This is a genomic window from Candidatus Anaeroferrophillus wilburensis (genome assembly GCA_016934315.1).
Lineage (GTDB): Bacteria > Desulfobacterota > Anaeroferrophillalia > Anaeroferrophillales > Anaeroferrophillaceae > Anaeroferrophillus > Anaeroferrophillus wilburensis.
Genome location: JAFGSY010000035.1, coordinates 1 through 26,046, shown reverse-complemented (window position 1 = coordinate 26,046; position 26,046 = coordinate 1). Strand labels below are relative to the sequence as shown.

Genomic DNA, 26,046 nt, shown 5'->3' with positions numbered 1-26,046 from the left:
AGAGTTACCAAACGTGACCTTTATCGTACTATGGTTTACGGAAAGTAAAGGTGAGCACACCGCAAGGAACCGGGCTGCACATAGTAACAAAAGCTCGGGCCACTGGACAGTTGTTTGTTTCCCGTAAACCATCCGCCTTGCACCTCTCTGGCCTTATACCTTACACCTTATACCTTACACCGTCCCTTTATCCTGTTTGAAACCCGGCCTTAATAAAATATTAAAATTCTCTTAAAAAACTGTTGACAAAACAATTACAGGCTGATATCAGGCAAAATACTGTTTTATTGCCCCCCACAATACGGGGAAAGAACAACTTTTCAGTAAAGGTTTTAATGCGCAGTCCGAAAAGGGCTGTAAACGAAAACCAAAGAAAGGAGGGATGCGGAGAGTCAGGAAAGAGCGTTTTTGCCAGCCTTTTTAAAGGAGGGGGTGGCACATTGAACAACAGTAACTGTTTGGTGCAACACTATTATCAATAGTAACTAAAGGAGTTCGATTATGAAAAAAAGTATGATTGCCCTGCTGGTGTGCGTTTTTATCGCCGCCTCTGCAGCAGCGTCCTTCGCCGCCATGGGCGAAGTCAGCGCCAGCAAGAATGTTGACATGCAGCTGTTCGGGAGCAACCGTTTGATCCCCAGCTACTTCAAAAATTTGGTTGATTACAACAGCGATACCAGCGATGCAGTAACCCTCACCGAGGGCGGCTGGGGTGCCGGTTTCTTCGTCCGCAACGAGCTGCGCCTGGGCTTCAAGGGCACCGGAGAAAACTGGGGCTTCAAGGTCATTCTCGAAGATGACATCCACATGACCAAAGACAACGTCGACCGCAACGACTACGGCAATGCCGATGATCCTTTCGGTTCCGAATTCAGCGTCGAGCGCTCCAATTTCTGGTATAATTTCGGCAGCGTCAAATTTTCTGCCGGTTGGGACGTGAAATTCCTCGACCTCAAAACCGGTGGTCTGGTCTATGGCGATGACCATCCCTTCATCGAACTGTCCGGCGGCGACAAGACCCTGAACTGGGCCCTGACCATGCTGCTCATCGAAGACTCCGATGATCTTGGCGACGATGACTATGACAGCGACTGGTATGCCTACAACGCCAAACTGAACTATGTCTTCGCCACCGGCGATGACGGCAAATTCACCCTCAGCCCCTTCGTGTCTCTTAGCCATCAGGGCAAAGTGGCTATGGGTGGTGGCGGCAGCTCAAACGCCTATTACTATGGCCTTGAAGGCTATGGCAATATCGGCATCATCCAGCCGCAGTTTGAAATCGTCGGCGTAACCGGCGACATTGACAATGCCGCTGACTACGACATCAGCTCCTACGCCCTGCATGCCGGCGTCGGCTTCGCCGTCAGCCCGGAATTCAACCCCTACTTGGGCTTCTACTATGTCCAGGGTGACGACGATCCTCTCGATGACGACCTGGAAGGCTTTGTGGGCATCACCAACATCGCCCGCTATACCCCCATGTTCGGCATGGACGGCGCAATCCTCTATGAACATCTTGGATTTGGTGCCCCCCTCTATGGCAATGTTCCTGAGCGGTCAGGCCTCGGTGCTGGCGACACTTATGGCGGCATCGGCGGCGCCGGCAAGGGCAGCAACCCCGGCCTGGTCTACTACGGCATTGGCTCCAAGGGTAAGATCAACAGCTTCTCCTACAAAGTGCAGCTGGCCTATCTGGAATATGCCGAGGAAGATGCACTGGGCCTTGATGACGATGAAATCGGCTACACCTTCGATTTCCAGGTCAAGTATCCTTTCTCCCCCAACTTCTACGTCACCTACGTGTTCAGCTGCCTGGATCCGGGTGACGGCCTCGAAGAGTATATTGGTGGCGATGATACCGCGATTGCTTCCACCCTGGAAATCGGCTGGACGTGGTAAGTTGACCTAGCTTCATTAAGTTCTTGTATGAAAAAAACCCGGCCCCTTTGGGGCCGGGTTTTTTTCTTGCATTTTAGCACCTCTTTCCTTAGTATGCGAAACCTGAATTAGGAGTTATCCATCATTTTCACCACCGGCGTGGTTTGAAGAAATCCGGAGAACAGCATCAATACCCTTCTCTGTAACCTCCGCCTACTCGGGGTGAATATCCTGTCTATCTGGAGAGGCACCATGACATCATCTTTTCGGTCAGCAACCTGGCGGCATTGCAAAATGCTCTTTTTCTCCCTTGTTATCCTGCTTAGCCTGTCTCCCAATCTGGCGGCCGCCGGCAGCTGGCAGCAGCTGGTCAATGCCGCCGGCGCGAACCTTGCAGGCGGCAACCTGCAGGCCGGTCGGGTGATGCTGCTCCAGGATGATGCGGTGATCATGGAGATTGCCGACCGGCGGCTGAGCGTCGGCTCCCTGGTGGCAGTCAAGGACACCTCCCTGCCGGGGGTGCCGCTGCCACTGCAGAACAATGCCGCCCTCATCCGCCTGACCCAGCTCCATGGCAGCCAGGCCCGGGGCATCATCATTGACGGTACCACCGGCGCCATCCCCCCGGGTGCGCCGCTGTTTCCCTTTTCCTATAACCGGCTCTATCTCTATACCAACCTGGCGGCCCCTGAGCGGCAGTTTCCCTACCGGGATCTGACCATGGAACTCCAGCAGGCCCATATTCCCTACGCGGTAAAATCGTTCCAGGAACTGAGTTATGGCCCTGAGATGGGCATCAGACCCCTGATTCTGCGCCTCGAAGGCCGGGATCAGCAGATAATCGGCCAGCTCACCGACCTGGAGGGAACGGTCCTCATGACCATTGCCTATGCCCTGCCGATGCCGATGCCGGTTACCGTCCCCTTCGGCCTGCGTTTCCAGCAGGGAAGCGGCCACTCCGCAACCCAGGGGGCGGCACATTCTTTCACCCGGCCGGGCAAGGCCGCCGCCAATACGCAGCTGGCCAGCAAAATCGAGCTGAAAAGCGGCTACAATCGGCTACTATTTGCCGATCTCGACGGCAACGGCCGGGATGAGCTGGTGCTGCTCAACAATGCCTGGGTTGAAGCCTTCCAGATTGAAGGCGATCAGCTCAAACCCTTTGCCCGTTACCGGCTGCCACACAAGGACACGCTGCCGCTTAATCTCCATTGCGGAGACTTCAACCATAATGGCAAGGATGAGCTCTATGTTACCTTGGGGCTGCCCGTGACGGTCAGCGATAAGCCCGATACCCGGCTTTCCTCGCTGGTCCTGGAAATGGAAAACCAGAACCTGAGATCTTTGGGCTCTGACTTCCCCTACTATTTCCGGGTTATGGAAACCAGGGAGGGGAAACAGGTCCTTTTGGCCCAGGAGATCGATGATTTCAAACAGTACAAGCTGCCAATTCGCTGGGCCGGTTTTTTCGCCGGTAAACTGGAGATTAAGGGAGAGTACCAACCGGCCCACAATGTTTTCGCCGTCGATAATTTTATCCTGAACCCCTTCAATGAAGATCAGCTCCTGGTTTTGGATATGGAAGGCGGCCTGGGGGGCTACAATGCCAAAAACGAGGACCTGCTGACCACCGCCGATGAATCATTCGGCCTCTATGACGAAGTAATTTATCTGCAGAAACTGGCGGAAACCGAGTATGAAGGGGGTTTCAGCATTAAGAAAACAGCGGTTAACCGCTTTGCCCCGCGCCGTTTCGTTCTGAAGAGCTCCTTTGGCCGCCAGGCCTTTCTGATCAAGAAAGAGCGGCGGATCAACCCTGAACTGCTGGAAAAAGGGGTCAGCCTGCTGAAAGATAAAGCTTCCGAGCATGACCAGGTGGTGGGCGTCCAGTGGAAAGACAGCGGCGGCATTGTGGAAACCTGGAAATCGCCGGCACTGGCCCGCGACATCATCGATTTCACTTTTACCAGGGTGAAAAGCAAGGATACGATGGTGCTTCTGACCAGAAACGAAAGCGGCAAATATGCCCTGGAGATGGTCGAATAGCGTTCACCACTCCTGCATTTCATCATTCCCCAAAAAGGATGGCATCGTGCCATCCTTTTTTTCGCTTCCTCCTAAAGAGTTCCCGGAAGCTGCCGATAAAAGGAAAATGGTAAGCATAACTGCTTTTCATCCCCAGCTTTGATAACCGGAAAGAAAATCCATGAGCCAATACATGCAAGCCCTTGAACCGGTGAGCCGCCCTTGGGGCACCTATCAGGTTCTCCACCGGGAAGAGGGCTGCCAGGTCAAAAAGATCGTCGTCAATCCCGGCCAGCGCCTCAGCCTCCAGCTCCATCACCAGCGGAGCGAGCACTGGGTGGTAATCGAGGGTCCGGCCGTGATCACGGTCGACGACCAGGAGCGGGAGGTGGCCGTTGGCGGCCATGTCTTCATTCCCCGGGAGGCAAAGCACCGGCTTGAGAATCGGACCGACGAGCTGGTGGTAATCATCGAAGTCCAACAGGGCAGCTACCTCGGCGAGGATGATATCGTCCGTTTTGCCGATGATTATAAAAGAGCGGTGCAAGGATAAAAGCTAAAGGTACAAGGATAAAAAAGATGCCGTGACAACAGTTCCTGCGGCAATAAACTTCGATATGGACACTATGAAGAGTAATGATATTCACGCGGTTATTCTGGCTGGCGGCTCCGGCACCCGCTTCTGGCCCCTGAGCCGCCACCAGCGGCCCAAGCAGCTGATCCCGCTGCTCGGCGGCCAGACGACTCTGGCAGCGACGGTGGAACGACTGGCGTCCCTGGTTCCTGGACCGCAGATCATGGTGATCACCAACCGGGATCACCAATCGCAGGTCAGGGAACTGCTGGTCCCACCCCTGGACTCGAGCCGCATCATTGCTGAACCGGTGGGCCGCAACACGGCCCCCGCCATTGCCCTTGGCGCCCAGTTGCTGGCCACGGAGCAGGGGCCGGCAACCACCATGATCGTCCTGCCGGCTGACCATTACATCGGCGAGGTGCCGGCCTTTCTCCGGACCCTGGAACTGGCCTGCCGGGTGGCCGACGAGGGATACCTGGTTACCCTGGGAATGACGCCCTCCAGGCCGGAAACCGGTTACGGCTATATTCAGGGGGGTAAAGCAATGGCCGGCAGCTGGCCAGCCGGTCAAACGGTATGCAAGGTTGATCGTTTCGTCGAAAAGCCCGATGTACACAAGGCGCTCCAGTACCTGCAGGCCGGCAACTATTATTGGAACAGCGGCATTTTCATCTGGCGCGTCGAGGCGATCCTGGCTGAACTGGCCGCCCACCTCCCCGGCGTTTCCCGCTGCCTGGAAGATTTTTGCCGGGACCGGGAAAACCTGGGGCTGGATCAGGCGCTGCTGAACTATTTTGCCACCGTCGAGTCAATTTCCATTGATTACGGGGTGCTGGAAAAATCGTCCAAGGTGGCGGTTATCCCCGGCAGCTTTGCCTGGAGCGACCTGGGCAGCTGGGATGCCCTTGATGAACTGCATCTCCGGCCCCGGGAAGCCGCTGCCAAAACCATCACCATTGACAGTCGCAACAATTCGGTGTTTGCCGCCAAACCAACGGCCCTCATTGATGTCGAAAACCTGCTGGTCGTCGATACCGATGATGCCCTGCTGATCTGTAAAAAAGGCAGCTCGCAGAAAGTCAGGAACGTGGTGGAACAGCTGCGGCAAGCCGGAAACAAAGAACTGCTTTAGGGCTGATGAAAATAAATCCTCACATATTCCGAAAAAACGATATCCGCGGCCACGCGGATGACGATCTCCATGACGGAGCCGTTGAAGTAATCGGTGAAAGCCTGGGTGACCTGATTCAGGACGAGTATGGCACCCCCGATGAGCAGCCCATCACCCTGGCCATCGGCCGGGACATGCGCCTGCACTCACCGAGGATTGCCGCCGCCCTGATCCGGGGACTGCGCAATCAGGGCATCAGCATCAGGGACCTGGGACTATGCACCACGCCGGTCTGCTATTTTTCCCAGGCGACCATGGACGATGTCCTGGGCAGTATCATGGTTACCGGCAGCCACAACCCCTCCGAGTTCAACGGCCTCAAGATCACCCTCAACGGCCGCAGTGTCATCGAAGAACTGATCGAGTCCCTGCGGGAAAAGGTCCATGAAGCGCCATCGTTCCCCTGCGACCGGCAAACCGGCTCCTACAACCGGATCGACATCATCCCCGACTACCTCGCTTACCTTGAGCAGCAGTTTGCCGGTCTGAAAACCTTCAACCAGACCTTTGATGCCCCGATTACCGTTGTCGCCGATGCAGGCAACGGCACCGCCGGTCTGGTACTGCCAGCCATCCTTGAGCGGCTGGGATTTACGTTTCATTGCCTCTACCCTGAACCGGACGGCTCCTTCCCCAACCATCATCCGGATCCCACGGTTGAAGAGAATCTGGTGGATCTGAAACGGGCCGTCAAGGACCATCAGGCCCATGTGGGGGTTGCTTTTGACGGTGATGCCGACCGCCTTGGAGTGGTGGATAATGCCGGCAAGGTTGTCTGGGGGGATCAGCTCTTGATCATCTATGCCGCCGACATTCTCCAACGCCACCCGGGCGCGGCCATTGTTGCTGATGTCAAATGCTCCCAGACCCTGTTTGACGCTATTGAGGGCATGGGCGGCCGGCCGGTCATGTGGAAAACCGGCCACTCACTGATCAAAAGGAAGATGAAGCAGGAAGATGCACTGCTGGCCGGCGAAATGAGCGGGCATATCTTTTTTGCCCACCGCTATTTCGGCTATGATGATGCGGTCTATGCCACGTTGCGGCTGCTGGAAATCATGGCGGTCAAGGGCAGGGTGGTGCAGAACTTCCACTTCACCGAGGTGGCGGACTTTCTGCCGTCAACCTGCAACACTCCGGAACTGCGGGTCGACTGCCCGGACGACATCAAATTCACGGTGGTGGATCGACTGCGGGAACGGCTCTACAACTGCCGCGACAGCAACACCAGCTGTCCCACCATCAACAAGATCATCACCATCGATGGGGTGCGGGTCGTTTTTGCCAGCGGCTGGGCCTTGGTCCGGGCGAGCAATACCCAGCCGATCCTGGTTCTGCGATTTGAGGCGGAAAACAAGAAAACCCTGCAGATTTTCCAAAAGTTTATCAACTACCAGCTGAAACAGGTAATGCAGGAGCTGCAGACCGTTTGAGAACCGCCGGCAGCTGGTGGACGGAGCGGACCACCAGATCAACCTCAGCAGCCGGCCGCTTCAGCAACCCGCTTTCCTCCTGCTCATCACCTGTGACCAGCACCGTCCCCATGCCCAGCTCCCGGGCCGGCACGAGATTGGCTTCCAGATCGTCAACCATGATGCCCTGATGCGGCGGCAGCCCAATTTCTTCGACGATAGACTCATAGACCTGCCGTTCAGGCTTCGGTCGATACTCCATCCTGACAATATCATAAATATCGCGAAAATAACCGGCAATCCCCAGGTGATCCAGTACTCGATCGCAGTGGCTGCGGGAGGCATTGGAGAAGATATATTTTTCCCCGGGCAGCCGCTCCAGCAGGCCGGCGAGCTGATCATCGCGGGGAATCAACTGGTCAACCGGCACATTATGGACATAGCTCAGATACTCTTCCGGATCCACCTGATGATGGACCATAAGGCCTGAAAGAGTCGTCCCATAGGCCGCAAAATACTGCTGACGCAGCTGATTGACCTGCTCCCTCGGGATCTTCACCACCTCATCCATATACTGATTGATCAGCCGATCAACCCTGGAAAATAATCCTGTTTCCCGTGGATAAAGCGTATTATCCAGATCAAAAAGAATAAAATCAGCAGATATCATCATTATTAAAAACCAGAAAAACCATAGATATAATCGTTATTTTCACTGTCGGGCACTTCAGAACCAGCAAAACCACAGGGCTAGGATTACCACTTTCCCGGTCTCTTTTTAACCTGCTTGACAGCCGTTCTGATTCGATGCATGATACAGGATAGAGAACTCAAAAAGCAAGGACCACATGTTCAGTAAAATTTCCATTTCCCAGAAAATCCTGCTTGCCTTCAGCTTTTTTCTCATCTGCCTGCTGGCGATCAACACCTATTCCCTGCTTGAAATCAGAAAAATTTCCACTATTGTCAACCAGCTGACCGCCGTTCAGTTTAATCTTTGGGATGATTGCCAGAATCTGGAACAGGCCACCGACAACGCCTATAAAGGCATGCGCAAATACCTGCTGCTGAAAAAATCCACCTATGCTGAACTGGTCCAGGACAATATTACCGAAGCCCGCACCACCATCGACATCATCCTCGCCTATCCCCTGCCGGCAGATCAGGGAAAGCAGCGGCTCGTGCTGGCGAAGAATATCATGGCTCTGCATGCACAATTCACTGACATGTTTCAGCTGCACGAAGCCGACGATACCACCGCTGCAGCCGTTGAAAGTCTGAAACAGCACTACGAGCAATGCAAGGAGACCCTGGCGCAATTTCAGCTGGCCGGCTACCGGGAAATCAATCAAAGCTTCATCCAGACCAGCGCGATTGCCACCCGCTATGAACATGATCTGGTCATCTTTTCAGTCCTGACCTGCCTGGCGTTGCTGATGATGTTTTTCTGGATCCATTTTTCCATCCGCCACTCACTGGGCAAGGTTATCAAAGGGATGGAAAAAATTACCCAGGGGGATTTCACTGCCCGGATCGAGGGCCTGCATGATCAGGAGTTGGGCAAACTGGCGATTTATTACAATACCATGGCCGGCCGATTGTCAGAAGTCGACGACATCAAGGCATCCTTTATTGCCAACCTGTCCCATGAAATCAAGACACCGTTGACCTCCATGAGGGAATCACTGTCATTGATCGCCGAAAAAATTGTCGGACCATTGAATGACAAGCAGGTCCACTTGATTGCCCTCAATCTCAGGGAAACCGATCGCATCATTAAGATTGTCTCCGACCTGCTCGATATCTCCCGCATCAGGGCCGGTGTTATCTCCTATACGTTTGAACCGGGAAACCTGATGGAGCTGCTGCGTTCCCGGATCGCCGCCGCCGAACCTCTGGCAGTGAAAAAAAACATCCATATCAGCCTGGCAGCGATAGATCCACTGCCGCCGCAAAAATATGACATATTGCGCCTCGGGCAGGTGATCGACAACCTCCTTTCCAACGCCATAAAATTTACCCCTGAAGGCGGCGCGATTACCATTAAGACCGGCACTACGGCCACGTTTACTGCTGAGCAGCCGCTGGTCACGGCATCAGTCGGCCAGCACTTCATCTATTTTTCGGTCGCTGATACCGGCAGCGGCATTCCGACACCACTGCTCAACCAGATTTTCGACCGCTTTCAACAGGGCTATCAGTGGCTGCCTGATTATCACAAAGGGTCGGGGGTCGGCCTTTCCATCGCCAAATTTTTTGTCGAAGGACATCACGGACTCATCTGGGCTGAAAATCTGCCGGCCGGCGGCTGTGTTTTCCATGTTGTTCTGCCGCCGCAACCAGCAGCTGAACTGCCTGAAATTGAAAACACCAGCCAGGTTGCCACAGTCAATACCGCCTGACCAGCGTCAACGCCGGACGTTCACCTACCGGGAGGCTACGCCATGATACCTTGCCATCAACGATTTATCTTGCTGCTGCTCCTGTGTCCTCTTGCTTTCTCTGCCTGTGCGCCACTCACCTCCTATCGGCCAATGCTCCAGAAAACCATCATGGAGCATGGCAGCAAGGGGGAGATTCAGACGACCCTGGAAAAAACCAAGCAGCTGATTAGGGAAGGTATGCTGCAGGAAGCAAAGCTGGCAGTCAGCTCCCTGCACCAATCAGAGCTCACTGGTCCGCAAAAAAATGAATACCATTTTCTCACCGGTTTGATTTTTGCATTAAAAGAATACGAGAATCGCAATTACCAGCGGTCGCTGCGCCATTTGAAGCAGGTAGAGAATCTGCCCGAAGACCGGCAGCTTTACCCCATATACAGCAGCCTGCTTGCCGATCTGCTCACCGATATCATCCAGGAATATTACCAGATCAAGGAACTTGAGCAGACCATTGATCAGCTGGAAAAGGAACTTCTTTCCCAGCAGAATGTTAACCGGGTACTCGAAGATGAAAACCTGCTGCTCCGGCAGAAAACCCGGCAACTGCAAGATAAAATCAAAGAAATCATGAAGATAGATACGGAATAACGATTATGACTGGCGCACCTGGGGACGGCAGAATTCTGCTGGTTGATGACGACCCCACCATCCTTGAAGTTCTCAAAATCCGCCTTGAATCGATTGGCTACCGGGTTGCTGATTGCGGCACACCCCACGAAGCCTTGAAACTTTTTAGGGGGGAACCATTCGACCTGGTTATCACTGATTTGAAGATGGAAGGCATGGACGGGCTGGCGTTGATGAAGGAGGTTCTGGCCATCAATAGTGATATGCCGGTCCTTATTCTCACCGCCCACGGCACCATTGACAACGCCGTAACCGCCATGCGTGAAGGGGCCTACGGTTACATCACCAAGCCGTTTCAAACGGAAGAACTCGCTATTCAGGTCAAGAATGCCATTGAGAAGTCGCATCTGCGGGCCGAGATCACCAGGCTGCAGCAGATGCTCGAGCGGGAACGGAAAAAGCAGTCGCCCATTATTTCCACCAGCCCGGCCATGCAAAAGGTCATTAAAACCATCCAGGCAATCAGCAATACCAATTCCACGGTCACCATTCTCGGGGAAAGCGGCACCGGCAAGGAGCTGGTGGCCAGAGAGATCCATTACCTCAGTCCACGAGCTGAGCAACCTTTCGTACCGCTCAACTGCGGGGCAATCCCCGAAACCCTGCTGGAAAGTGAGCTCTTTGGCTACACCAAAGGGGCCTTCACCGGGGCGGCAAAAAATCACGCCGGCATTTTTGAACGGGCAAACGGCGGCACCATTTTTCTGGATGAAATAACCGAAACATCACCGTCATTCCAGGTCAAACTCCTCAGGGTGCTGCAGGAACGATCCGTCTTCCCGCTGGGCTCCAAGGAGGAGGTGCCGGTTGATATCCGGATTATTGCGGCAACCAACCAGGATCTTGAGCAGCTCGTGGCTGCCGGAAAATTCCGTGAAGATCTCTATTATCGCATCTATGTCATCCCCTTGTCCCTGCCGCCGTTGCGGGAACGCCAGGAGGACATTCCACTCCTGGCCCAGCATTTCCTTGACCAGTACCGGCAGGAGTTGAAAAAAGAGGTGGTGGGCTTCCACCAGAAAACCCTGCAGCAAATGATGGTCTATCAATGGCCGGGCAATGTCAGGGAACTGGAAAACAAGGTTCAGTATGCCCTGGCGGTTGCCAGCGGCGATGTTATTACCCCTGAAGAGATGTTTCCGGCCTCGCAAAGCAGGCCAAACCTGCCAGCCACCACCATGAATGACGCCAAAAAACAGTTTGAACGGGACTATATCATCAACGTGCTGAATATCACCAAAGGCAATGTCAGCCAGGCCGCCCAACTGGCTGGCCGCCATCGGGTTGACTTCTATAATCTGATCAAAAAGCACCAGATTGACGTCGCTCTCTTCCGGGAAAAATCGGGGCCATAAAAAACTGCTGACTCCGATCAGAATCCGCTATGATAAAACATGGCGGCAATGTAATGATATAGCTACATTATTCTTGTTTTAGCTACACTACCACCGCCACCCATGGCAGCAATCAGAAAATCACAAATCCGTAACCAATTTTTCATTTCTACCCCCTCCATCCCGGACCCTCCACTGCAGAAGAATCATGTATAATTCCACAACCTATTGGTATTAAAGTGATTTTTCCAACTGTTTCCCGTGGTATCATTGTTGCAAAAAAATCTGGTAGAGGCAGGCTTTTAATCAGCCATGGAGGAGTCAATGTACCAGACAGCTATCACCATCAAATCCTACGAAGAAATTCGCCGGGATGTCCGTGGCAGCTCCTTCCTGAGCATCAGTCAGAAAAGCACCCTCACCATTGTCCTGTTGGTTGGCATGGTCTGCGGCCTGCTGCTGGTTGACTGCTGGGGCACCATCCCCGTCGCCGAGGAAAAGCTCGTCACAACAAGCACAGCTGCCGGCAAACAGTATGACCGGCCGGCCCATAATTTTATCGGGCAGAAAAGCGCGGCCGCACAGCCTGTCGGCGGGACGGTGGAAAAAAACGAAGAGAAGAGGGCAGCTAAAAGGTCCATGCTGCCAGACGAGCGACAGCCGCTGGCAAACGGCATGAATGAAAAACAGAAGCAAAAAGCAGCTCGGATAATTTTTCTTCTTTCCCTGTCAAATCCTTTGAAAAAACAGTGACAACGCTGTTTTCTAACCCCCCCCCTCCTTTCTCCAGCGGCGGGGCAATGTCCGAATGGTTCGGAGGTTGTCCCGCCGCACCCTTTTACCCCCCCAGAGACAAGACAACACCCTCAACCATAGGCGGCTATCTTGCGCTCAGTCTCCTGTTGCAAAAAATCAATGTCCTCCTCGGCAAGCCCTTTGAAGCGCCCTTGGGCCTGAAAATAGGCGGCCACCGGCAGCCAGGACTGCGGCACATACGTTAGCCGCAGATTTTTTTCCTCATCCTGCTCAAGCAGAGGGAAGATGCCGGTCTCCACTGCCAGCCGGGAAATATGCAAGGCCTCCGAGGAATCGATTTTCCATCCCGGGGGGCAGGCTGACAGCAGATGGAGAAAACGGAAGCCGCTCAAATCCCGAGCCCGCTCAAATTTGGCCATAAAGTCATCTGGATAGGCGATGTTTGCCGTGGCCAGATAGGCCGGTGCATGGGCTTTGACAATGGCAATCACATCTTTTTTTTCATATTGAAGTTCTTTCCCGGCTGGCGTCGTTGTCGTCCAGGCACCCTGGGGGGTTGCCGAAGAACGTTGGATGCCGGTATTCATATAGGCTTCATTGTCATAGCAGACATAGATGAAATCTTCATGACGCTCAGCGGCTCCCGACAACGCCTGCAGGCCGATATCAAACGTCCCGCCATCGCCGGCCCAAACCATGACGCTCACTCCTTTTTTCCCCTGCGCCAGCAGGGAACGCCGGACGCCGGATGCACAGGCGGCAGCGGTGGCAAAGGGTACGTGAAGCAACGGTACCGAAAAAGCGCTGCTGGGGAAGGCGCCGGCAATAATCGACATGCAGCAGGCCGGCAGGACAACGATGGTCTGGCCTCCCAGGACTTTCAGGGCATGGCGCAGACTCAAGGAAGCACCACAGCCCGGGCAGGCCATGTGACCGCTGGTGAGATATTCAGTTGTCGTGACATTCCATAACATGGGAAAACCTCTCTGTAAGCAAAAACTCGCGATCTACAGCCACCGGGTGGGGGTTGTTAGCAACTACCTGAAGTTGACAGGGTCTGGCCCAAGCTCATTCTCGCCGGCCATTTCTGGCCGGCTCCGAGGCGTCCGCCGCGAATCACCATCCGGGTGATTCGTTCGGCGGCCAAAACCGCTTGCAACCAGACTCTGACGGCTTCAGGAAGTTCCCTCGCCCAATGCAGCAAAATGTTCATGACAAGCGTCAACCAATCCAGATACTTTCGGTCGGCGACAGTTCAGCGGCCCGCAGGGCAATTTCCCGGATGGTCGCGGGAAAGACCTCCTTACCCCCGAGACTGATAATCACATCATGGATCTGCGGCCGGCAGTCCTCCCGGTAGAAAGCAGCCCGCAACTCCTGGGCGATGGTTCCGGCAGCACCGAAAGAAACCGACCGGTTGAGCACCACCAGCCGCTTGGTGCCGGCCAGCAGCCGGATCAAGGCAGCCCCGGGGAAGGGACGGAACAGGCGGAGCTTGACAAGACCGATACGGTGCCCCTCCTGGCGCAGTTGATCAACAGCCACTCGGACGGTACCGGATAGAGCCCCGGCGCAGCAGAAAACCACCTCGGCATCATCGCAGCAGTAGGGTTCCACATGGCCATAGGATCGGCCGAACCGGCCGGCAAAAAGGGCATACCCTTCAGCCAGCAGTGTTTCAGCAGTCTCCATGGTGGCGGCAATCGCTTTTTTCAACTGATAGAAGTTATCGGCAGCAGCCGCCGCGCAAAAGGTTTTGGGATTCTCCGGATCGAGAAAGATCGCCGGCCGGTAGGGCGGCAAAAAGGCATCCACTTCTCTTTGGGAGGGGAGCAGCAGTTGCTCCATGGTATGGGAGAGGATAAAACCATCAATCATCACCATGACCGGCAACATGATCTGCTCGCTCAGCCAATAGGCAAGGATAATGCTGTCAAGAGCCTCCTGGGCCGTTTCACAATAGAGCTGCAGCCAGCCCACATCCCGCTGCGACATGCTGTCACTCTGGTCGCACCAGATGTTCCAGGGAGCCCCCAGCGCCCGGTTGGCATTGACCATCACCAGCGGCATCCGGGCGCCGGAAAACCAGTGAAGAATTTCATGCATCATCGCCAGCCCATGGGAACTGGTGGCTGTAAACGAGCGACTGCCGGCGGAAACCGCCCCCAGGCAGGCAGCAATGGCGGACATCTCCGACTCAACCTTGATAAACTGGCTCTGCAGTTCCCCTGTGTCGACCATCTCAGACAGGGTTTCAATAATATGGGTTTGCGGCGTAATGGGGTAGGCCGAGATGACCGCCGGCCGGCACAGTCTGACCCCATGGGCAATGGCATCACTGCCGAGCATCATCTCCCGCGATTCCCGGGCACCATGTTTCAGTTCAGCCTGCATCTCAATTATCCTCCTCCATGTCGATCACCGCCCGAGGACAGGATGCGGCGCACAATCCACATCCTTTGCAGTAGTTTTCATCAATGAGAACCGGCTGGCCAGCAACCGTATCGGTCAGGGAAATGGCCATATCGGGACAGAAAAACCAGCATACCCCGCAGCTGGTGCAGGTCCCGCAATGAAAACAACGTCGGATCTCGGCATCGATTTCGCCCACCCCCGGTGGCGGGCAGACCTCCTGAAAGGAAAGCCGCCGCTGTTCGGACGGCACTTCCACCGGCTGGAGAGCCGTCTGCTTCTCCTGGTACTCCAGGTGGAGATCGGTAAAGGAAACCACTGGTGGCGAACCAGCCTCCCCACCATCCTGATCCTCCAGCACAATCCCGCAGCGGCCAAGGATAGTGATGGCGGCGGCTTTGCCGGAGGCCAGTGCTTCCACCACCGTCGCCGGGCCGCTGACCAGATCGCCACCTGTGAGGAGCCTATCATGCTCCGGCAAGGGATCGACTGCCTGCTGACCAACGGCAATCACCAGCCGATCAACCACCAGCTCACCGACAACCACGCCAGCGACAACCGACTTTTCCTCCCCGGCGACGGCAGCATGCACCGTTAGCCGCAGGCGACCGTTTTCAGCCGTAATACCGCCAACCAGCTGCCGCTCATGGACAGGAATTCCCTCCTCCTCCAATTGACGCAGTTCATGGTCGTACGCCGGCATCTCGGCAACCGACCGGCGATAGATTATTTCCACCTGTTTCCCCAGCCGCAGCAGGGAGCGGGCTGCATCCACCGCCACATTGCCGCCGCCCACCACTGCAAACCGTTCCCCTTCGGGAACGCCGCCGGAAGCCAGCAGGTGGAGCAATTCCAGGCCGGCAACCACGCCCGGCTGCCCGGCGACCCCGGCCGGCATTACCGAAGCACCCAGCCCAGGGGCATAAAAAAGATAGTCGTACTCGTCCAGCAGGACCGAGATGGCAGCCGGGGATATTTCCTGGTTGCAGCAGATCTCAATGGGCAGGGAGCTGGTCAGGTTGGCAATTTCCCGCTGGAGGATCTCTCGGGGCAGACGATAGGCAGGAATCCCGTAACGCAGCAAGCCGCCGGCCTGCGGCTCTTTTTCAAAGACTGTCACCTGAAAACCCTGCCGGGCAAGAAAATAGGCTGCCGCCAAACCGGCCGGGCCGCTGCCCACCACCGCCACCCGCTGCGGTCTGACGACCGCCGGCGCTTCATAGGGGATATCAAGGCCGTAGTCTCCCAGATAACGTTCAACCGACCCGGCCGCCACCGACCCGTCATACTCGCCACGGTTGCACTGCCGCTCACAGAAATGGGGACATACCCGGCCGCAGACCGCCGGCAGCGGGTTGAAAGAACGCAGCAGGGAAAGCGCTGCCGATTTATCCTCCCGGCTCAGGTGAAGCAAGTAGGCGGCAATATCAATATGCAGGGGACAGGCGGCCTGACAAGGCGCTGTTTTGGGCTGCAGGAGTGGGCGGAAAAACTTCCAGCTGCCGGTCAGGTTGGCCGCCGTTGTCGTTGTAGAAACGGGAAAGGTTCGGCTTTCCCCCGAACCACCGCCCCCCTTCAAAATAAGGGTTTCCATAACAATCCTTTCTTGGTGGCTTCGCAACAGATCTCTTTTTTTCGTTACGCTGCAACTGCGTCACTGAGTTATACTAACGGTGTCCCATTCCTCAGGTTTTGCTTGCCTCGAATCTGGAGCAGTTACTGTGCCATCCGGTTTCCGAGGTATGGTGCCCGTTGTTACAATGCCATCTTTCCTGCCGCTAGGCGACCGAGGGGGCCGCCACGAAAGCGGCCCGCATCGCCTGCTCATTTTCCTCATGTTTAACCGGAATGAAATGGGGCAGAGCCGCCACCAGGCTCTCCAGCGCTACCAAGCCGGTAAGCCGGGCAAAAGCCCCCAGCATCGGGGCATTGATCAGAGGCATGGTGGGACTGCCAAGCCGATGCTGCAGAGCAATTTCATTGATATTCATGGTTGCCACCCGGCAGTCCTCTTTAAAAAAGGAATAGTACGCAGCCGGCCGGTCACTATTGATAAACACCAGACCGCCGGCCTTGATACCACCGGTCACCGGCACCGACTCAGCCAGACGGGCGGCCATCACCATGACGTAATCTGGGTTGACTACCTGGCTGCGCAGGTCAATAAAGGCATCGGCCAACCGCACATAGGCAGCCACCGGCGCACCCCGACGTTCAGCCCCGAAGGTGGGAAACGACTGGGCAAATTTACCCTCGATAAAAAACGCGTAGGAAAGAATCTGGGAGGCAATCACCGCCCCCTGGCCGCCGCGGCCGTGAATTCGGATTTCCAGCACCTGCAACTCCTTACTAGCCAACCTGTCAGCATGAATGTACAACGTCCTATCTCTTGCAAAACTAGATGAGCAGGAGGGAAAAATCAAGAGAAAAAGCCTTGAAAAAAACACCATTCTATGAGATAGCCAACGATTAGCATAGAAATAGAAAGTACGATATGTGATGCGTTAACCTGACAAAGGGGGAAAGTGATGATGCGGAAATGGTTTCTGGCTCTGATGCTGGTTAGTTTACTGGTTGTTTCTGGATGCGGCTGGCGGATACCGTTCTTTGGCGATAAAAAGGTGGAGCAGGATGAACCGGTAGTCCAGGAAACCAGCGGGAACGCGGTGGAGCAGCCTCAATACAGCGGCGTCAACAACTATGGCAGTACGGGTGCCGCCCAACCATGGGATCAAGCCGCCGCCCAGCAGTACGGCGCTCAGACTGCACCGTATAACGCATACAACTACGGCATGCCAGCCACCACCACACCCCCGGCTTATCAGCAGCCTACCTATGGGGCATCGGGCTATCCCGGACAACCAGCACAAGCATATCAGCAGCCGGCGGCCATGCCGGCATACGGTGCCAATAGCTATGGCGCCTACGGCAGTCCAGCCTATGCGCCGCCGGCCGGCCAGTACCAGGCTCCCGCCTATGGTTCAACCTACGATGCCAGCCAGTACCAGGCGGGGGCATATGGTGGTGCTGCCATGGCGGCCGCCCCCCAGAGCCCTGCGTTTGTCCCGACTCAGGCAATGGCAACCCCCTTTGACTTTCAGGGAATCAAACGCAAGGCAGTCTTTCTTGTCCAATATCCCCACCGAGGCTTGAGCGCTGTCCCCATGGATACTTTCAGTCAGCAGATCTACAATAAAATCGCTGCCGCCGCCGGCGTTCAGCTGCTGCCCAAAGAAGCGGTCAGCTCCTATGCCGGCAGCAACCAGCTGTTTGCCGACCCCATGGACATCAAAACCAAACTGGCCAAACTCGGGCGGGAGATGGGCGCCCATGTGGTTGCTTTTGAACAGGTCCAGTATATGGCACCCCCCCAAGCCGGCGGCGAGGGAAATTACCAGCTGGATCTCGAAATTATTGACGTATCTTCCGGCTACGCCCTCAAGACCTACGCCATTCAGGGCAACAGCTTCACTTCGACGCCCGATATCGATCAGGTGGTCAGCGATTTGGCCCGCAACATCAGCCTGATCGACTGGTATTCCCGTGTCGTCAAGGTGGACCAAGGCAGAATATTTCTCAATGCCGGCCGGCTCAGCGGCTTGCAGATGGGGCAGAAGTTGCGGGTGTACGCCGAAGGCAGCGATGTAATGGATCCGGCCACCAAAATGTCGCTGGGCAAAGCCCAGGGGGCAATGAAGGGCATCGTCAAGGTTGCAGACTTCTTCGGCATGGACGGGGCCATCTGCGAAACCGTCTCCGGCAAAGGTTTTGCGGTAGCTGATATGGTCAAAGCTGTGGAATAAACATCCAACAAATTCTTTCATGGGAAGCAGTGATGAACTCATAACAAACCGGCACTGTGCCGCAAAAACGGGATGGCACCGTAGTTGGGTTGTTACAAAGCCATCAACATTGTTTCCCCATGAATAAACAGACAGGCCGCAAAAGCAGGGTATTCCAACGCTGATACTCTGCTTTTGTTTATGGAGCTTATGAATTCTTCTCCCTACCATCGCTATCTGCCCGGTTTGGCGCTCATCATGTTGCTGCTGGTTGGCAGCATGCTCCTCTTTTCAGCCTGCACCCGCATCCCCTTCATGCCCCACCGGGAGATTGACAGCTTTCAGCCGGCGGCTGGAGAGGAACCGCTGGAAACCATGGAAGTAAAAGGCATCGTTTATGTCAAAGTGGTGACCTCCGGCAATGACAGCCCGGAGAGCAGTCCTTCTTCCGGCACCTGGATCCCCTTGGATGTTTTTCGTCGGGGAAACTTCCAGCCCTACCGCAGTGCCCTGCTGCAACCCCTTGAAACAGCCCCGGTTGAACCAGCTGTCGGCACTGATATGACCGCAGTGCCGCCGGCAAACCAGGCGATCCCTGACTATCCCCGGGAGATGCAGCAGGTCGGTGGCGCCTTGAGCGAAGAGCCGCTGGTTGAAAAAGAGGAACGCATGCCGCCGGTTTTACGCCGCCGGGGAATATTCTTCCCCAGCCGGGCAGCCATCCTCCGGCCGCATATCGTCAGCCAACTGACCCTTGAACTGGAACGGGAACTGCCGTTGAACCTGTTGCCGGCCGATCTGATTCCACCCAGACCTGACAGTTGGCAGACCAACACCGTGGATGATCTTGTTGGCCAGACGAAAGATTGGCTGCAACTGGCTGACAACCTGCCGCTCGCCCAGTTGATTTTTCTGCTCACGGAAACCGCCGGATCTCCATATGCACACTATCTGGTGACCATTCTTGACGCCCAGTCGGCTTCCCCGATCGCTTCTTTCCCGTTTCATGATCCCGCGGACCCTCGACGCCCCCGGACCTTTGTCCCCCGGCAGCCGATACCGCTCATCCAGCTGGTTATGACGTCGCCATGGTGGTGTACGATCAACCCCGGTGATGATCAGGGAACCATCCTGTTGGCCGCCGGTCTTAAAAGCGGCATGGTCAGCGGACTGCCCCTGGTGCTGCGCCAGGCGGCAGCAAAGGTTGTTGATCCGGTAGATGGCTCGCTGCTCGGCTTTGCCCTCGGCCCACCAGTTGGTGAAGCGGTGGTTACCGACTTTTTCGGCCAGGACGGGGCATTTGCCCATCTTCGGGATTCCATCACCCCGATGCCGGCCGGCTGTGTGGCTGTCCCTCTGGCTGAGTAGCACTACACCCCTTCTGGAAGCAGTTCGCTCCTTGGCAGCATAGGAGAAAAATATGCGTTCCGACATGATGAAAAAAGGTTTTGAACGGGCCCCCCATCGTTCCCTCTTCAAGGCGATGGGTTATACCGATGAAGAGCTGCAGCGGCCGTTGATCGGCGTTGCCAATGCCGCCAACGAAGTCATTCCCGGCCACATTCATCTTGACCGCATCAGCGAAGCGGTCAAAGCTGGCATTCGGATGGCCGGCGGCACGCCGATGGAGTTTCCCACCATCGGCGTCTGCGACGGCATCGCCATGGGGCACCAGGGGATGAAATATTCCCTCGGGTCGCGGGAGCTGATTGCCGATTCCGTCGAACTGATGGCCACCGCCTACCCTTTTGACGGCTTGGTCCTCATCCCCAACTGCGATAAAATCGTCCCAGGAATGATCATGGCAGCCGCCCGCCTTGATATTCCGGCCATTGTCATCAGCGGCGGCGCCATGCTGGCCGGTTCCTGCCATCAGCAGACCGTTGATCTGATCACCGTCTTCGAAGGAATGGGAAAATTCAAGGTCGGGGAGATCTCTGCCGAACAGCTGGCCGAATTGGAAAATACCGCCTGCCCCGGAGCCGGCTCCTGCAGCGGGATGTTTACCGCCAACTCAATGAACTGCCTCACCGAAGCCTTGGGCATTGCCCTGCCAGGCAATGGCACCATTCCGGCGGTGGAAGCGGCCCGCATCCGGCTGGCCAAGGAAACCGGCTGGCAGATTCTCGCTCTGGTGGAACAGGGCATAACCTTCCGCCGACTGCTGACGGCCAAAGCCTTTGCCAATGCGATCGCCGTTGACATGGCTTTCGGCGGCTCCACCAACACCTCGCTCCACCTGCCGGCGATCGCCCATGAGGCGGGCCTGCCCCTGCCCCTGAACCACTTTAACGATATCGGCGAACGGGTTCCCCACCTGTGCAACATGTCACCGGGAGGCCCGCACCACATTGAGGATCTGCACGCGGCCGGCGGTATCCCGGGAATTATGAAGGAACTGGCCGCCGCCGGCCTGCTGCATACTGATTGCCTGACCGCCACCGGAAAAACCGTCGAGGAGAATCTGCAAAAGGCGGCAGTACGCGATCAGCATGTCATCCGCCCCTTGGCACACCCCTACCATCCCACTGGTGGTCTGGCTGTCCTGCATGGCAACCTGGCCCCGGACGGAGCAGTAGTCAAGCAATCGGCAGTAGCTTCGGAAATGCTGGTCCATGAGGGACCGGCCCGGGTTTTCAACTCGGAAGAGGATGCTTTTGCCGCCATTATGGATCGCGATATCAACCCCGGCGATGTGGTGGTTATCCGCTATGAAGGGCCGAAGGGAGGACCGGGAATGCGGGAAATGCTATCGCCCACCGCAGCGATTGCCGGCGTCGGTCTGGACCGGGACGTGGCCCTGCTGACCGACGGCAGATTTTCCGGCGGCACCCGCGGGGCGGCCATTGGCCACATCTCCCCCGAGGCCGCCGAAGGCGGCACCATCGGCCTGGTGGAGGAGGGTGATCTGATCGCCATCGATATCCCCCGAAAAACCTTGACCCTGAAGGTGGCGGATGATGTGCTGGCCGAGCGGCGATCAAACTGGCAACCGCTGCCATCCAAGATTACCACCGGCTACATGGCCCGCTATGCCCGGCTGGTAACTTCAGCCAACACCGGTGCCGTGTTTAAATAACGGTGTAAGGTATACGGTAAAAGGTAAAAGGCGATAGGCGATAGGCACAAAAAGTGTAAGGTGTATGGAAATTTGTTATCGCCCTCTGCTGCTTGCCACCCTGCGACACAAACCGTTCACCGTCTACCGTCCACCCTTGAGCCTTGTACCTTGAACCTTTAACCTTGCATCGTCAACCGTATACCGTACACCGTTCATTCATATGCGTACCTATCTTGACTGCTATCCTTGTTTTTTACGCCAGACCCTGGCAACGCTACGCCTGACAACCGGTGATGAAGCCGAGCAGAAGCGCATTATGGGTCTGGTAATGGCCGCCTTGCCGTCGCTGCCGCTGGAACTGACGCCACCGGAGATCTCCCAAACCGTCTACGGCATCATTGCCCGGGAAACCGGGGTCGCCGATCCCTATCGGGAACTGAAATACCAGTCAAACCGCGAAGCCCTGCTGGCGCTGCCTGCGCTCATGCAGCAGATTAACCATGCTCCCGACCGGCTGCGCAGCGCCGCCGCCCTGGCCATCAACGGCAATCTCATCGATTTCGGCGTTCGCCATGATGGTTTCCAAGCCGCCAAAGAACTTTCCTGCCAGCAGAGCAACACCTTTGCCCGCGATGATTTCTCCCTGTTCCAAAAACAGCTGGCAGCAACCTCGACACTGCTCTACATTGGTGACAATGCAGGGGAAATTGTTGCCGACAAGATTTTCATCACCATCATGAAGGAACTGCACCCCCATCTTAAGATTGTTTTTGCCGTCCGGGAATCCCCGATCATCAATGATGTCACCCTGGATGATGCCCGTCAGGTGGGGATGTCCGAGGTGGCCCGGGTGATCTCCAGCGGCAGTCATGCGCCGGCCCTGCTGCTGGAAGAGATGAATTCAGAGATGGCGGACTGGTTTGCTGCTGCTTCACTGGTGATCGCCAAAGGACAGGGAAACTATGAATCCCTGAACCACTGTGATCGGTCCCTCTTTTTTCTGCTGCAGTGCAAATGCCAGGTGGTGGCCGAAGATCTGGGGGTGCCGGCCGGCAGCACTATTTTCGCCTATCACAACCCGAAATAAGCTAATCGGTCATGCTGGATAAGATTGTCTCGAAGGAGGAAAACATGAGTGACTGCCTGTTCTGCAACATTATCGCCCGTACCATTCCCGCTGATATCGTTTATGAAAACGAGCATCTGCTGGCTTTCAAGGACATCAATCCAAAAGCCCCGATCCATCTGCTGATTGTACCTAAAAAACATTATCCCACCTTGAATGATATTCCTGATGAGGAGATGGAGATTGTCGGTGAGGTGCATAAAGCAGTCAAAATGCTAGCCCGGCAGTTCGACGTTGCCGAAAGCGGCTACCGAACCCTGGTCAATACCAATAAGGAGGGGGGACAGGTGGTCTTCCATGTCCATTACCACCTGATCGGCGGCCGCCAGCTGCGTGGCTGATTATGGCACAAATCAACCGGACTGAAGCATTCTACTGCTCCGAAAATCCCAGCCTCCTGTGGGAGTTAACCATCTGCCAAAGTCTGGCCACGGCGGATTCAGCCTATGCCAGGGCTCTGGAAAAGCCGGCGGCCTATGGTTCTCGCGTCGCATCCTTTATCAGCAAGCATACCGATCTTGCTGAGCAGGCCGATGAGATTATTGAAGTGGGCGGCGGCTACGGCTCCCTGATGGCCGGCCTGCTGCAGGTTGTCAGTCCGCGGCGGCTGACCATGGTTGATATTTCACACTTTCTTTTGCAACAGCAGCAAAAGACTTTACGCCATCAGGTGGCAGACTTCATCTGCCAGGATATCTTTGCCTTTCTGCCAACGGTCAGGCGGCCGGTCGATCTGCTGATTGCCAACGAGATCATCGGCGATTTTCCCACCGCAACCAATATTGACCGGCAGGAGCTGGCACCCCATCTGACCCATGGCAGCACTTGTGCAGCCGCACCCCCGGAGACCCTGGCAACCCTGGAGGGCGAGGCCCTGCTTGCCGAAGTCGGCCGCCTGATCACCACTTACAACCTGGCAATTGATGACCTGCCGGCACGCTTCAACCTGAATCTCGGTGCCCTCGCTTTCGTCGAGCAGCTGGGAAAGACTGGCATTCAACGCGCATTCATTACCGAACATGGGGCGGATACAGAACTTCCCTATCCCTTTTCCGTCCAGTTGCAAACCTATGACCGGCAGGATAAAAACCCCCGGCAGATCCGACTTAAGGATCATGATGAATACACGATCCGTTTTGATCACCTGGACGCCGTTGCCAGGATCGCCGGATTTCAGATCCAGCGTTTCCACCTGATGGAGATGCTTGAGGTTCGCTTTGATGACGAAATAAATTATCTCCTGACCACCGGCCGACCCACCTCCGAAGCCCAGGAAATTCTCCTGGAATTTTACGACCACGTGGCCGAATACCAGGGCCTCCTGCTGACCAGGAAATAAAATAGCCAAAAAAAACGCCGGGGAAAACCCCGGCGTTTTTAACAATGGATCAGGTTATGACCTTACCCTGTCGCGGCGTGAGCAACCGTCGCCGCAACAAAACCATAACTCAACAACGTCCCTTTTCATTTTCTCATTTTTTCGCCTTACCATAGCCAAGCGGCTGGACTGCTACGGCAATTTCATCGAGGACGGTTGGATCATCGATGGTTGACGGCATCCGGAAATCCTCGTTGTCTGCAATCTTGCGCATGGTTCCCCGAAGAATTTTGCCGGAACGGGTTTTCGGCAGCCGCGGTACCACCGTCGCCTGGCGGAAGCAGGCCACCGCGCCAATCTGATCACGAACCATCTGCACCAGCTCCTTGGCTATCATATCCGGATCTTTGGTCACCCCGGCTTTGAGAACAAAGAAGCCAAGGGGCACCTGGCCCTTCAGGTCATCCTGTACTCCAAGTACCGCGCACTCAGCGACATCCGGATGGGTGGCAACAATCTCCTCCATGCCGCCGGTTGACAAACGGTGCCCGGCAACATTGATGACATCATCGACCCGGCCCATGATATAGACGTAGCCATCTTCATCGATGTAGCCGCCATCACCGGTGAAGTAGTAACCGGGATACATGCTGACATAGGATTCCTTGAAGCGCTCATCCTGCTGCCAGAGGGTTGGCAGGCAGCCGGGCGGCAGCGGCAGCTTGATGGTAACAATTCCCTCGGTATTGGGCCCCAGTTCCTTACCGTCAGCATCAACAATCTGGACGTTAAAACCTGGCACCCGTTTCGTCGGCGAGCCGGGCTTGATGGGAAACTGCTCAATGCCCAGACAGTTGCCGGCAATCGCCCAGCCGGTCTCCGTCTGCCACCAGTGGTCGATCACCGGAATTCCCAGCAGGTCGGATGCCCAGTGATAGGTGTCGGGATCCAAACGCTCGCCAGCGAGGAAGAGATACTTGAAGCAGGAAAGATCATATTTTTTCAGCAGTTCGCCGTTGGGATCTTCCTTTTTGATCGCCCGAAAGGCGGTGGGGGCGGTAAAGAGTACTTTGACCTGATGCTCGGAAATCACCCGCCAGAACGCGCCGGCATCGGGAGTACCGATCGGTTTTCCTTCATAAAGAATCGTCGTACAACCCAGGAACAGGGGGGCATAGACAATATAAGAGTGTCCAACAACCCAGCCGACGTCAGACGCCGCCCAGTAGACATCGCCGGGTTCGACGTTGTAGACTTGGCGCATACTCTGCTTCAGGGCCACCACATGGCCGCCGTTGTCGCGCACCACCCCTTTGGGAATCCCGGTGGTCCCGGAGGTATAAAGGATGTAGAGAGGATCGGTCGCCGCCACGGTGGTACAGCCAACCGGCTTGGCAGCAGCAACCACTTCGTTCCAGTCCAGATCGCGCCCGGAGATCAGCTCAGACTGCACCTGGGGCCGCTGGAATATAATGCATTTTTCCGGTTTCGCTTCGGCCAGCTCAATGGCCTTGTCCAGCAGCGGCTTGTAAGGAATGACTTTGGTGGCCCCTTCCAGACCGCAGGAAGCGGAGAGTATCAGTTTCGGCTTGGCATCATTAATCCGGATCGCCAGCTCATTGGGAGCAAAACCACCGAAGACGACGGAATGCACCGCCCCGATCCGGGCGCAGGCCAGCATGGCAATCACTGTTTCGGGAATCATCGGCATGTAGATGATAGCCGTATCGCCCTTACCCAGTCCCTGGGCGGTGAGAGCTCCGGCAAAACGGGCCACCAGATCCTGCAGCTCTTTATAGGTAAATTTTTTGACGGTATTGGTTTGCGGACTATCATAGATAATCGCCACCTGCTCGCCCCGGCCGGTTTCCACATGGTAGTCAATGGCATTATAGCAGGTATTCAGCTCACCGCCGGTAAACCAACGATAAAAATAAGGTTTACCATAATCATCAAGCACCTTGTCCCACTTTTTCACCCACTTCACATCCTCCGCGGCGGCAGCCCAGTACTCATCCGGAGATTCAATCGATTGCCGAAACAGCTCGTCATACTTACCCATACTATCCCCCTTCTCTTTTGGTTAGATGGCAAAGCTTTTATAAAACGCCTATATAGAATAA

At 55.7% G+C, this 26,046-nt stretch carries 21 protein-coding genes; 15 read left to right on the top strand and 6 right to left on the bottom strand.

Going from position 1 to position 26,046, the window contains the following annotated elements; genetic code table 11:
• Positions 1–501: 501 nt before the first annotated feature.
• The 5 genes from JXO50_09030 to JXO50_09010 all read left to right on the top strand — a co-directional run bounded on the left by JXO50_09030 (position 502) and on the right by JXO50_09010 (position 7,087).
• The gene (locus tag JXO50_09030) at positions 502–1,902 is read left to right on the top strand and encodes a hypothetical protein (protein MBN2333233.1); all 1,401 of its coding nucleotides are present in this window, start codon (positions 502–504) and stop codon (positions 1,900–1,902) included.
• Between the two features lie 231 nt (positions 1,903–2,133).
• Positions 2,134–3,927, top strand: coding sequence for a VCBS repeat-containing protein (locus JXO50_09025; protein ID MBN2333232.1), 1,794 nt, complete (start codon positions 2,134–2,136; stop codon positions 3,925–3,927).
• Positions 3,928–4,087: 160 nt separating this feature from the next.
• On the top strand, positions 4,088–4,459 hold the full coding sequence (locus JXO50_09020; protein ID MBN2333231.1) for a phosphomannose isomerase type II C-terminal cupin domain: 372 nt from the start codon (positions 4,088–4,090) through the stop codon (positions 4,457–4,459).
• A 73-nt stretch (positions 4,460–4,532) separates the two neighbouring features.
• Positions 4,533–5,615, top strand: coding sequence for an NTP transferase domain-containing protein (locus JXO50_09015; GenBank protein MBN2333230.1), 1,083 nt, complete (start codon positions 4,533–4,535; stop codon positions 5,613–5,615).
• 5 nt (positions 5,616–5,620) lie between these two features.
• Positions 5,621–7,087 carry a phosphomannomutase/phosphoglucomutase gene (locus JXO50_09010; protein MBN2333229.1) on the top strand — a complete coding sequence of 489 codons (1,467 nt, stop codon included), beginning with the start codon at positions 5,621–5,623 and terminating at the stop codon, positions 7,085–7,087.
• On the opposite strand, the gene JXO50_09005 is transcribed toward JXO50_09010, so the two are convergent.
• Positions 7,041–7,739 carry a pyrimidine 5'-nucleotidase gene (locus tag JXO50_09005; GenBank protein MBN2333228.1) on the bottom strand — a complete coding sequence of 233 codons (699 nt, stop codon included), beginning with the start codon at positions 7,737–7,739 and terminating at the stop codon, positions 7,041–7,043. The genes JXO50_09010 and JXO50_09005 overlap by 47 nt on opposite strands.
• A gap of 175 nt (positions 7,740–7,914) precedes the next feature.
• On the opposite strand from JXO50_09005, the gene JXO50_09000 reads away from it, so the two are divergent.
• From JXO50_09000 to JXO50_08985, 4 genes are all read left to right on the top strand, one after another.
• Positions 7,915–9,468 carry a HAMP domain-containing histidine kinase gene (locus JXO50_09000; GenBank protein ID MBN2333227.1) on the top strand — a complete coding sequence of 518 codons (1,554 nt, stop codon included), beginning with the start codon at positions 7,915–7,917 and terminating at the stop codon, positions 9,466–9,468.
• 42 nt (positions 9,469–9,510) lie between these two features.
• Positions 9,511–10,095 carry a hypothetical protein gene (locus tag JXO50_08995; protein MBN2333226.1) on the top strand — a complete coding sequence of 195 codons (585 nt, stop codon included), beginning with the start codon at positions 9,511–9,513 and terminating at the stop codon, positions 10,093–10,095.
• Positions 10,096–10,100: 5 nt separating this feature from the next.
• Positions 10,101–11,489: a sigma-54-dependent Fis family transcriptional regulator gene (locus tag JXO50_08990; protein MBN2333225.1), complete on the top strand. Its 1,389-nt coding sequence runs from the start codon at positions 10,101–10,103 to the stop codon at positions 11,487–11,489.
• A gap of 303 nt (positions 11,490–11,792) precedes the next feature.
• Positions 11,793–12,221: a hypothetical protein gene (locus JXO50_08985; GenBank protein ID MBN2333224.1), complete on the top strand. Its 429-nt coding sequence runs from the start codon at positions 11,793–11,795 to the stop codon at positions 12,219–12,221.
• A gap of 113 nt (positions 12,222–12,334) precedes the next feature.
• Here the strand turns inward: JXO50_08985 and JXO50_08980 are convergent, their stop codons facing one another.
• The 4 genes from JXO50_08980 to JXO50_08965 form a co-directional block, all read right to left on the bottom strand.
• Positions 12,335–13,198 carry a pyruvate synthase subunit beta gene (locus JXO50_08980; protein ID MBN2333223.1) on the bottom strand — a complete coding sequence of 288 codons (864 nt, stop codon included), beginning with the start codon at positions 13,196–13,198 and terminating at the stop codon, positions 12,335–12,337.
• A gap of 247 nt (positions 13,199–13,445) precedes the next feature.
• The gene (gene porA, locus JXO50_08975; protein ID MBN2333222.1) at positions 13,446–14,618 is read right to left on the bottom strand and encodes a pyruvate ferredoxin oxidoreductase; all 1,173 of its coding nucleotides are present in this window, start codon (positions 14,616–14,618) and stop codon (positions 13,446–13,448) included.
• Position 14,619: 1 nt separating this feature from the next.
• Entirely contained in the window at positions 14,620–16,230 is a 1,611-nt protein-coding gene (locus tag JXO50_08970; protein MBN2333221.1) for an FAD-dependent oxidoreductase, read from the bottom strand.
• Between the two features lie 184 nt (positions 16,231–16,414).
• A complete protein-coding gene (locus tag JXO50_08965; GenBank protein MBN2333220.1) occupies positions 16,415–16,972 on the bottom strand; it encodes a 2-oxoacid:acceptor oxidoreductase family protein in 558 nt (185 codons plus the stop codon).
• A 192-nt stretch (positions 16,973–17,164) separates the two neighbouring features.
• Between JXO50_08965 and JXO50_08960 the strand changes: the two genes are divergently transcribed.
• The 6 genes from JXO50_08960 to JXO50_08935 all read left to right on the top strand — a co-directional run bounded on the left by JXO50_08960 (position 17,165) and on the right by JXO50_08935 (position 23,944).
• On the top strand, positions 17,165–18,439 hold the full coding sequence (locus JXO50_08960; GenBank protein MBN2333219.1) for a hypothetical protein: 1,275 nt from the start codon (positions 17,165–17,167) through the stop codon (positions 18,437–18,439).
• Positions 18,440–18,628: 189 nt separating this feature from the next.
• Positions 18,629–19,786 carry a hypothetical protein gene (locus tag JXO50_08955; protein ID MBN2333218.1) on the top strand — a complete coding sequence of 386 codons (1,158 nt, stop codon included), beginning with the start codon at positions 18,629–18,631 and terminating at the stop codon, positions 19,784–19,786.
• Between the two features lie 52 nt (positions 19,787–19,838).
• Positions 19,839–21,497 carry a dihydroxy-acid dehydratase gene (ilvD, locus tag JXO50_08950; GenBank protein MBN2333217.1) on the top strand — a complete coding sequence of 553 codons (1,659 nt, stop codon included), beginning with the start codon at positions 19,839–19,841 and terminating at the stop codon, positions 21,495–21,497.
• A gap of 202 nt (positions 21,498–21,699) precedes the next feature.
• Positions 21,700–22,566, top strand: coding sequence for a DUF89 family protein (locus JXO50_08945; protein ID MBN2333216.1), 867 nt, complete (start codon positions 21,700–21,702; stop codon positions 22,564–22,566).
• Between the two features lie 44 nt (positions 22,567–22,610).
• Positions 22,611–22,946 carry a histidine triad nucleotide-binding protein gene (locus tag JXO50_08940; protein ID MBN2333215.1) on the top strand — a complete coding sequence of 112 codons (336 nt, stop codon included), beginning with the start codon at positions 22,611–22,613 and terminating at the stop codon, positions 22,944–22,946.
• A 2-nt stretch (positions 22,947–22,948) separates the two neighbouring features.
• Positions 22,949–23,944 (top strand): SAM-dependent methyltransferase, encoded by a 996-nt coding sequence (locus tag JXO50_08935; GenBank protein MBN2333214.1) that lies wholly within the window; start codon positions 22,949–22,951, stop codon positions 23,942–23,944.
• Between the two features lie 133 nt (positions 23,945–24,077).
• On the opposite strand, the gene JXO50_08930 is transcribed toward JXO50_08935, so the two are convergent.
• On the bottom strand, positions 24,078–25,985 hold the full coding sequence (locus JXO50_08930) for a propionyl-CoA synthetase (protein MBN2333213.1): 1,908 nt from the start codon (positions 25,983–25,985) through the stop codon (positions 24,078–24,080).
• Positions 25,986–26,046 lie beyond the last annotated feature (61 nt).

Coding starts and splice junctions, on each gene's coding strand:
- JXO50_09030 (MBN2333233.1), top strand. CDS start 502: ATGAAAAAAAGTATGATTGCCCTGCTGGTGTGCGTTTTTATCGCCGCC.
- JXO50_09025 (MBN2333232.1), top strand. CDS start 2,134: ATGACATCATCTTTTCGGTCAGCAACCTGGCGGCATTGCAAAATGCTC.
- JXO50_09020 (MBN2333231.1), top strand. CDS start 4,088: ATGAGCCAATACATGCAAGCCCTTGAACCGGTGAGCCGCCCTTGGGGC.
- JXO50_09015 (MBN2333230.1), top strand. CDS start 4,533: ATGAAGAGTAATGATATTCACGCGGTTATTCTGGCTGGCGGCTCCGGC.
- JXO50_09010 (MBN2333229.1), top strand. CDS start 5,621: ATGAAAATAAATCCTCACATATTCCGAAAAAACGATATCCGCGGCCAC.
- JXO50_09005 (MBN2333228.1), bottom strand. CDS start 7,739: ATGATGATATCTGCTGATTTTATTCTTTTTGATCTGGATAATACGCTT.
- JXO50_09000 (MBN2333227.1), top strand. CDS start 7,915: ATGTTCAGTAAAATTTCCATTTCCCAGAAAATCCTGCTTGCCTTCAGC.
- JXO50_08995 (MBN2333226.1), top strand. CDS start 9,511: ATGATACCTTGCCATCAACGATTTATCTTGCTGCTGCTCCTGTGTCCT.
- JXO50_08990 (MBN2333225.1), top strand. CDS start 10,101: ATGACTGGCGCACCTGGGGACGGCAGAATTCTGCTGGTTGATGACGAC.
- JXO50_08985 (MBN2333224.1), top strand. CDS start 11,793: ATGTACCAGACAGCTATCACCATCAAATCCTACGAAGAAATTCGCCGG.
- JXO50_08980 (MBN2333223.1), bottom strand. CDS start 13,198: ATGTTATGGAATGTCACGACAACTGAATATCTCACCAGCGGTCACATG.
- porA (MBN2333222.1), bottom strand. CDS start 14,618: ATGCAGGCTGAACTGAAACATGGTGCCCGGGAATCGCGGGAGATGATG.
- JXO50_08970 (MBN2333221.1), bottom strand. CDS start 16,230: ATGGAAACCCTTATTTTGAAGGGGGGCGGTGGTTCGGGGGAAAGCCGA.
- JXO50_08960 (MBN2333219.1), top strand. CDS start 17,165: ATGATGCGGAAATGGTTTCTGGCTCTGATGCTGGTTAGTTTACTGGTT.
- JXO50_08955 (MBN2333218.1), top strand. CDS start 18,629: ATGAATTCTTCTCCCTACCATCGCTATCTGCCCGGTTTGGCGCTCATC.
- ilvD (MBN2333217.1), top strand. CDS start 19,839: ATGCGTTCCGACATGATGAAAAAAGGTTTTGAACGGGCCCCCCATCGT.
- JXO50_08945 (MBN2333216.1), top strand. CDS start 21,700: ATGCGTACCTATCTTGACTGCTATCCTTGTTTTTTACGCCAGACCCTG.
- JXO50_08940 (MBN2333215.1), top strand. CDS start 22,611: ATGAGTGACTGCCTGTTCTGCAACATTATCGCCCGTACCATTCCCGCT.
- JXO50_08935 (MBN2333214.1), top strand. CDS start 22,949: ATGGCACAAATCAACCGGACTGAAGCATTCTACTGCTCCGAAAATCCC.
- JXO50_08930 (MBN2333213.1), bottom strand. CDS start 25,985: ATGGGTAAGTATGACGAGCTGTTTCGGCAATCGATTGAATCTCCGGAT.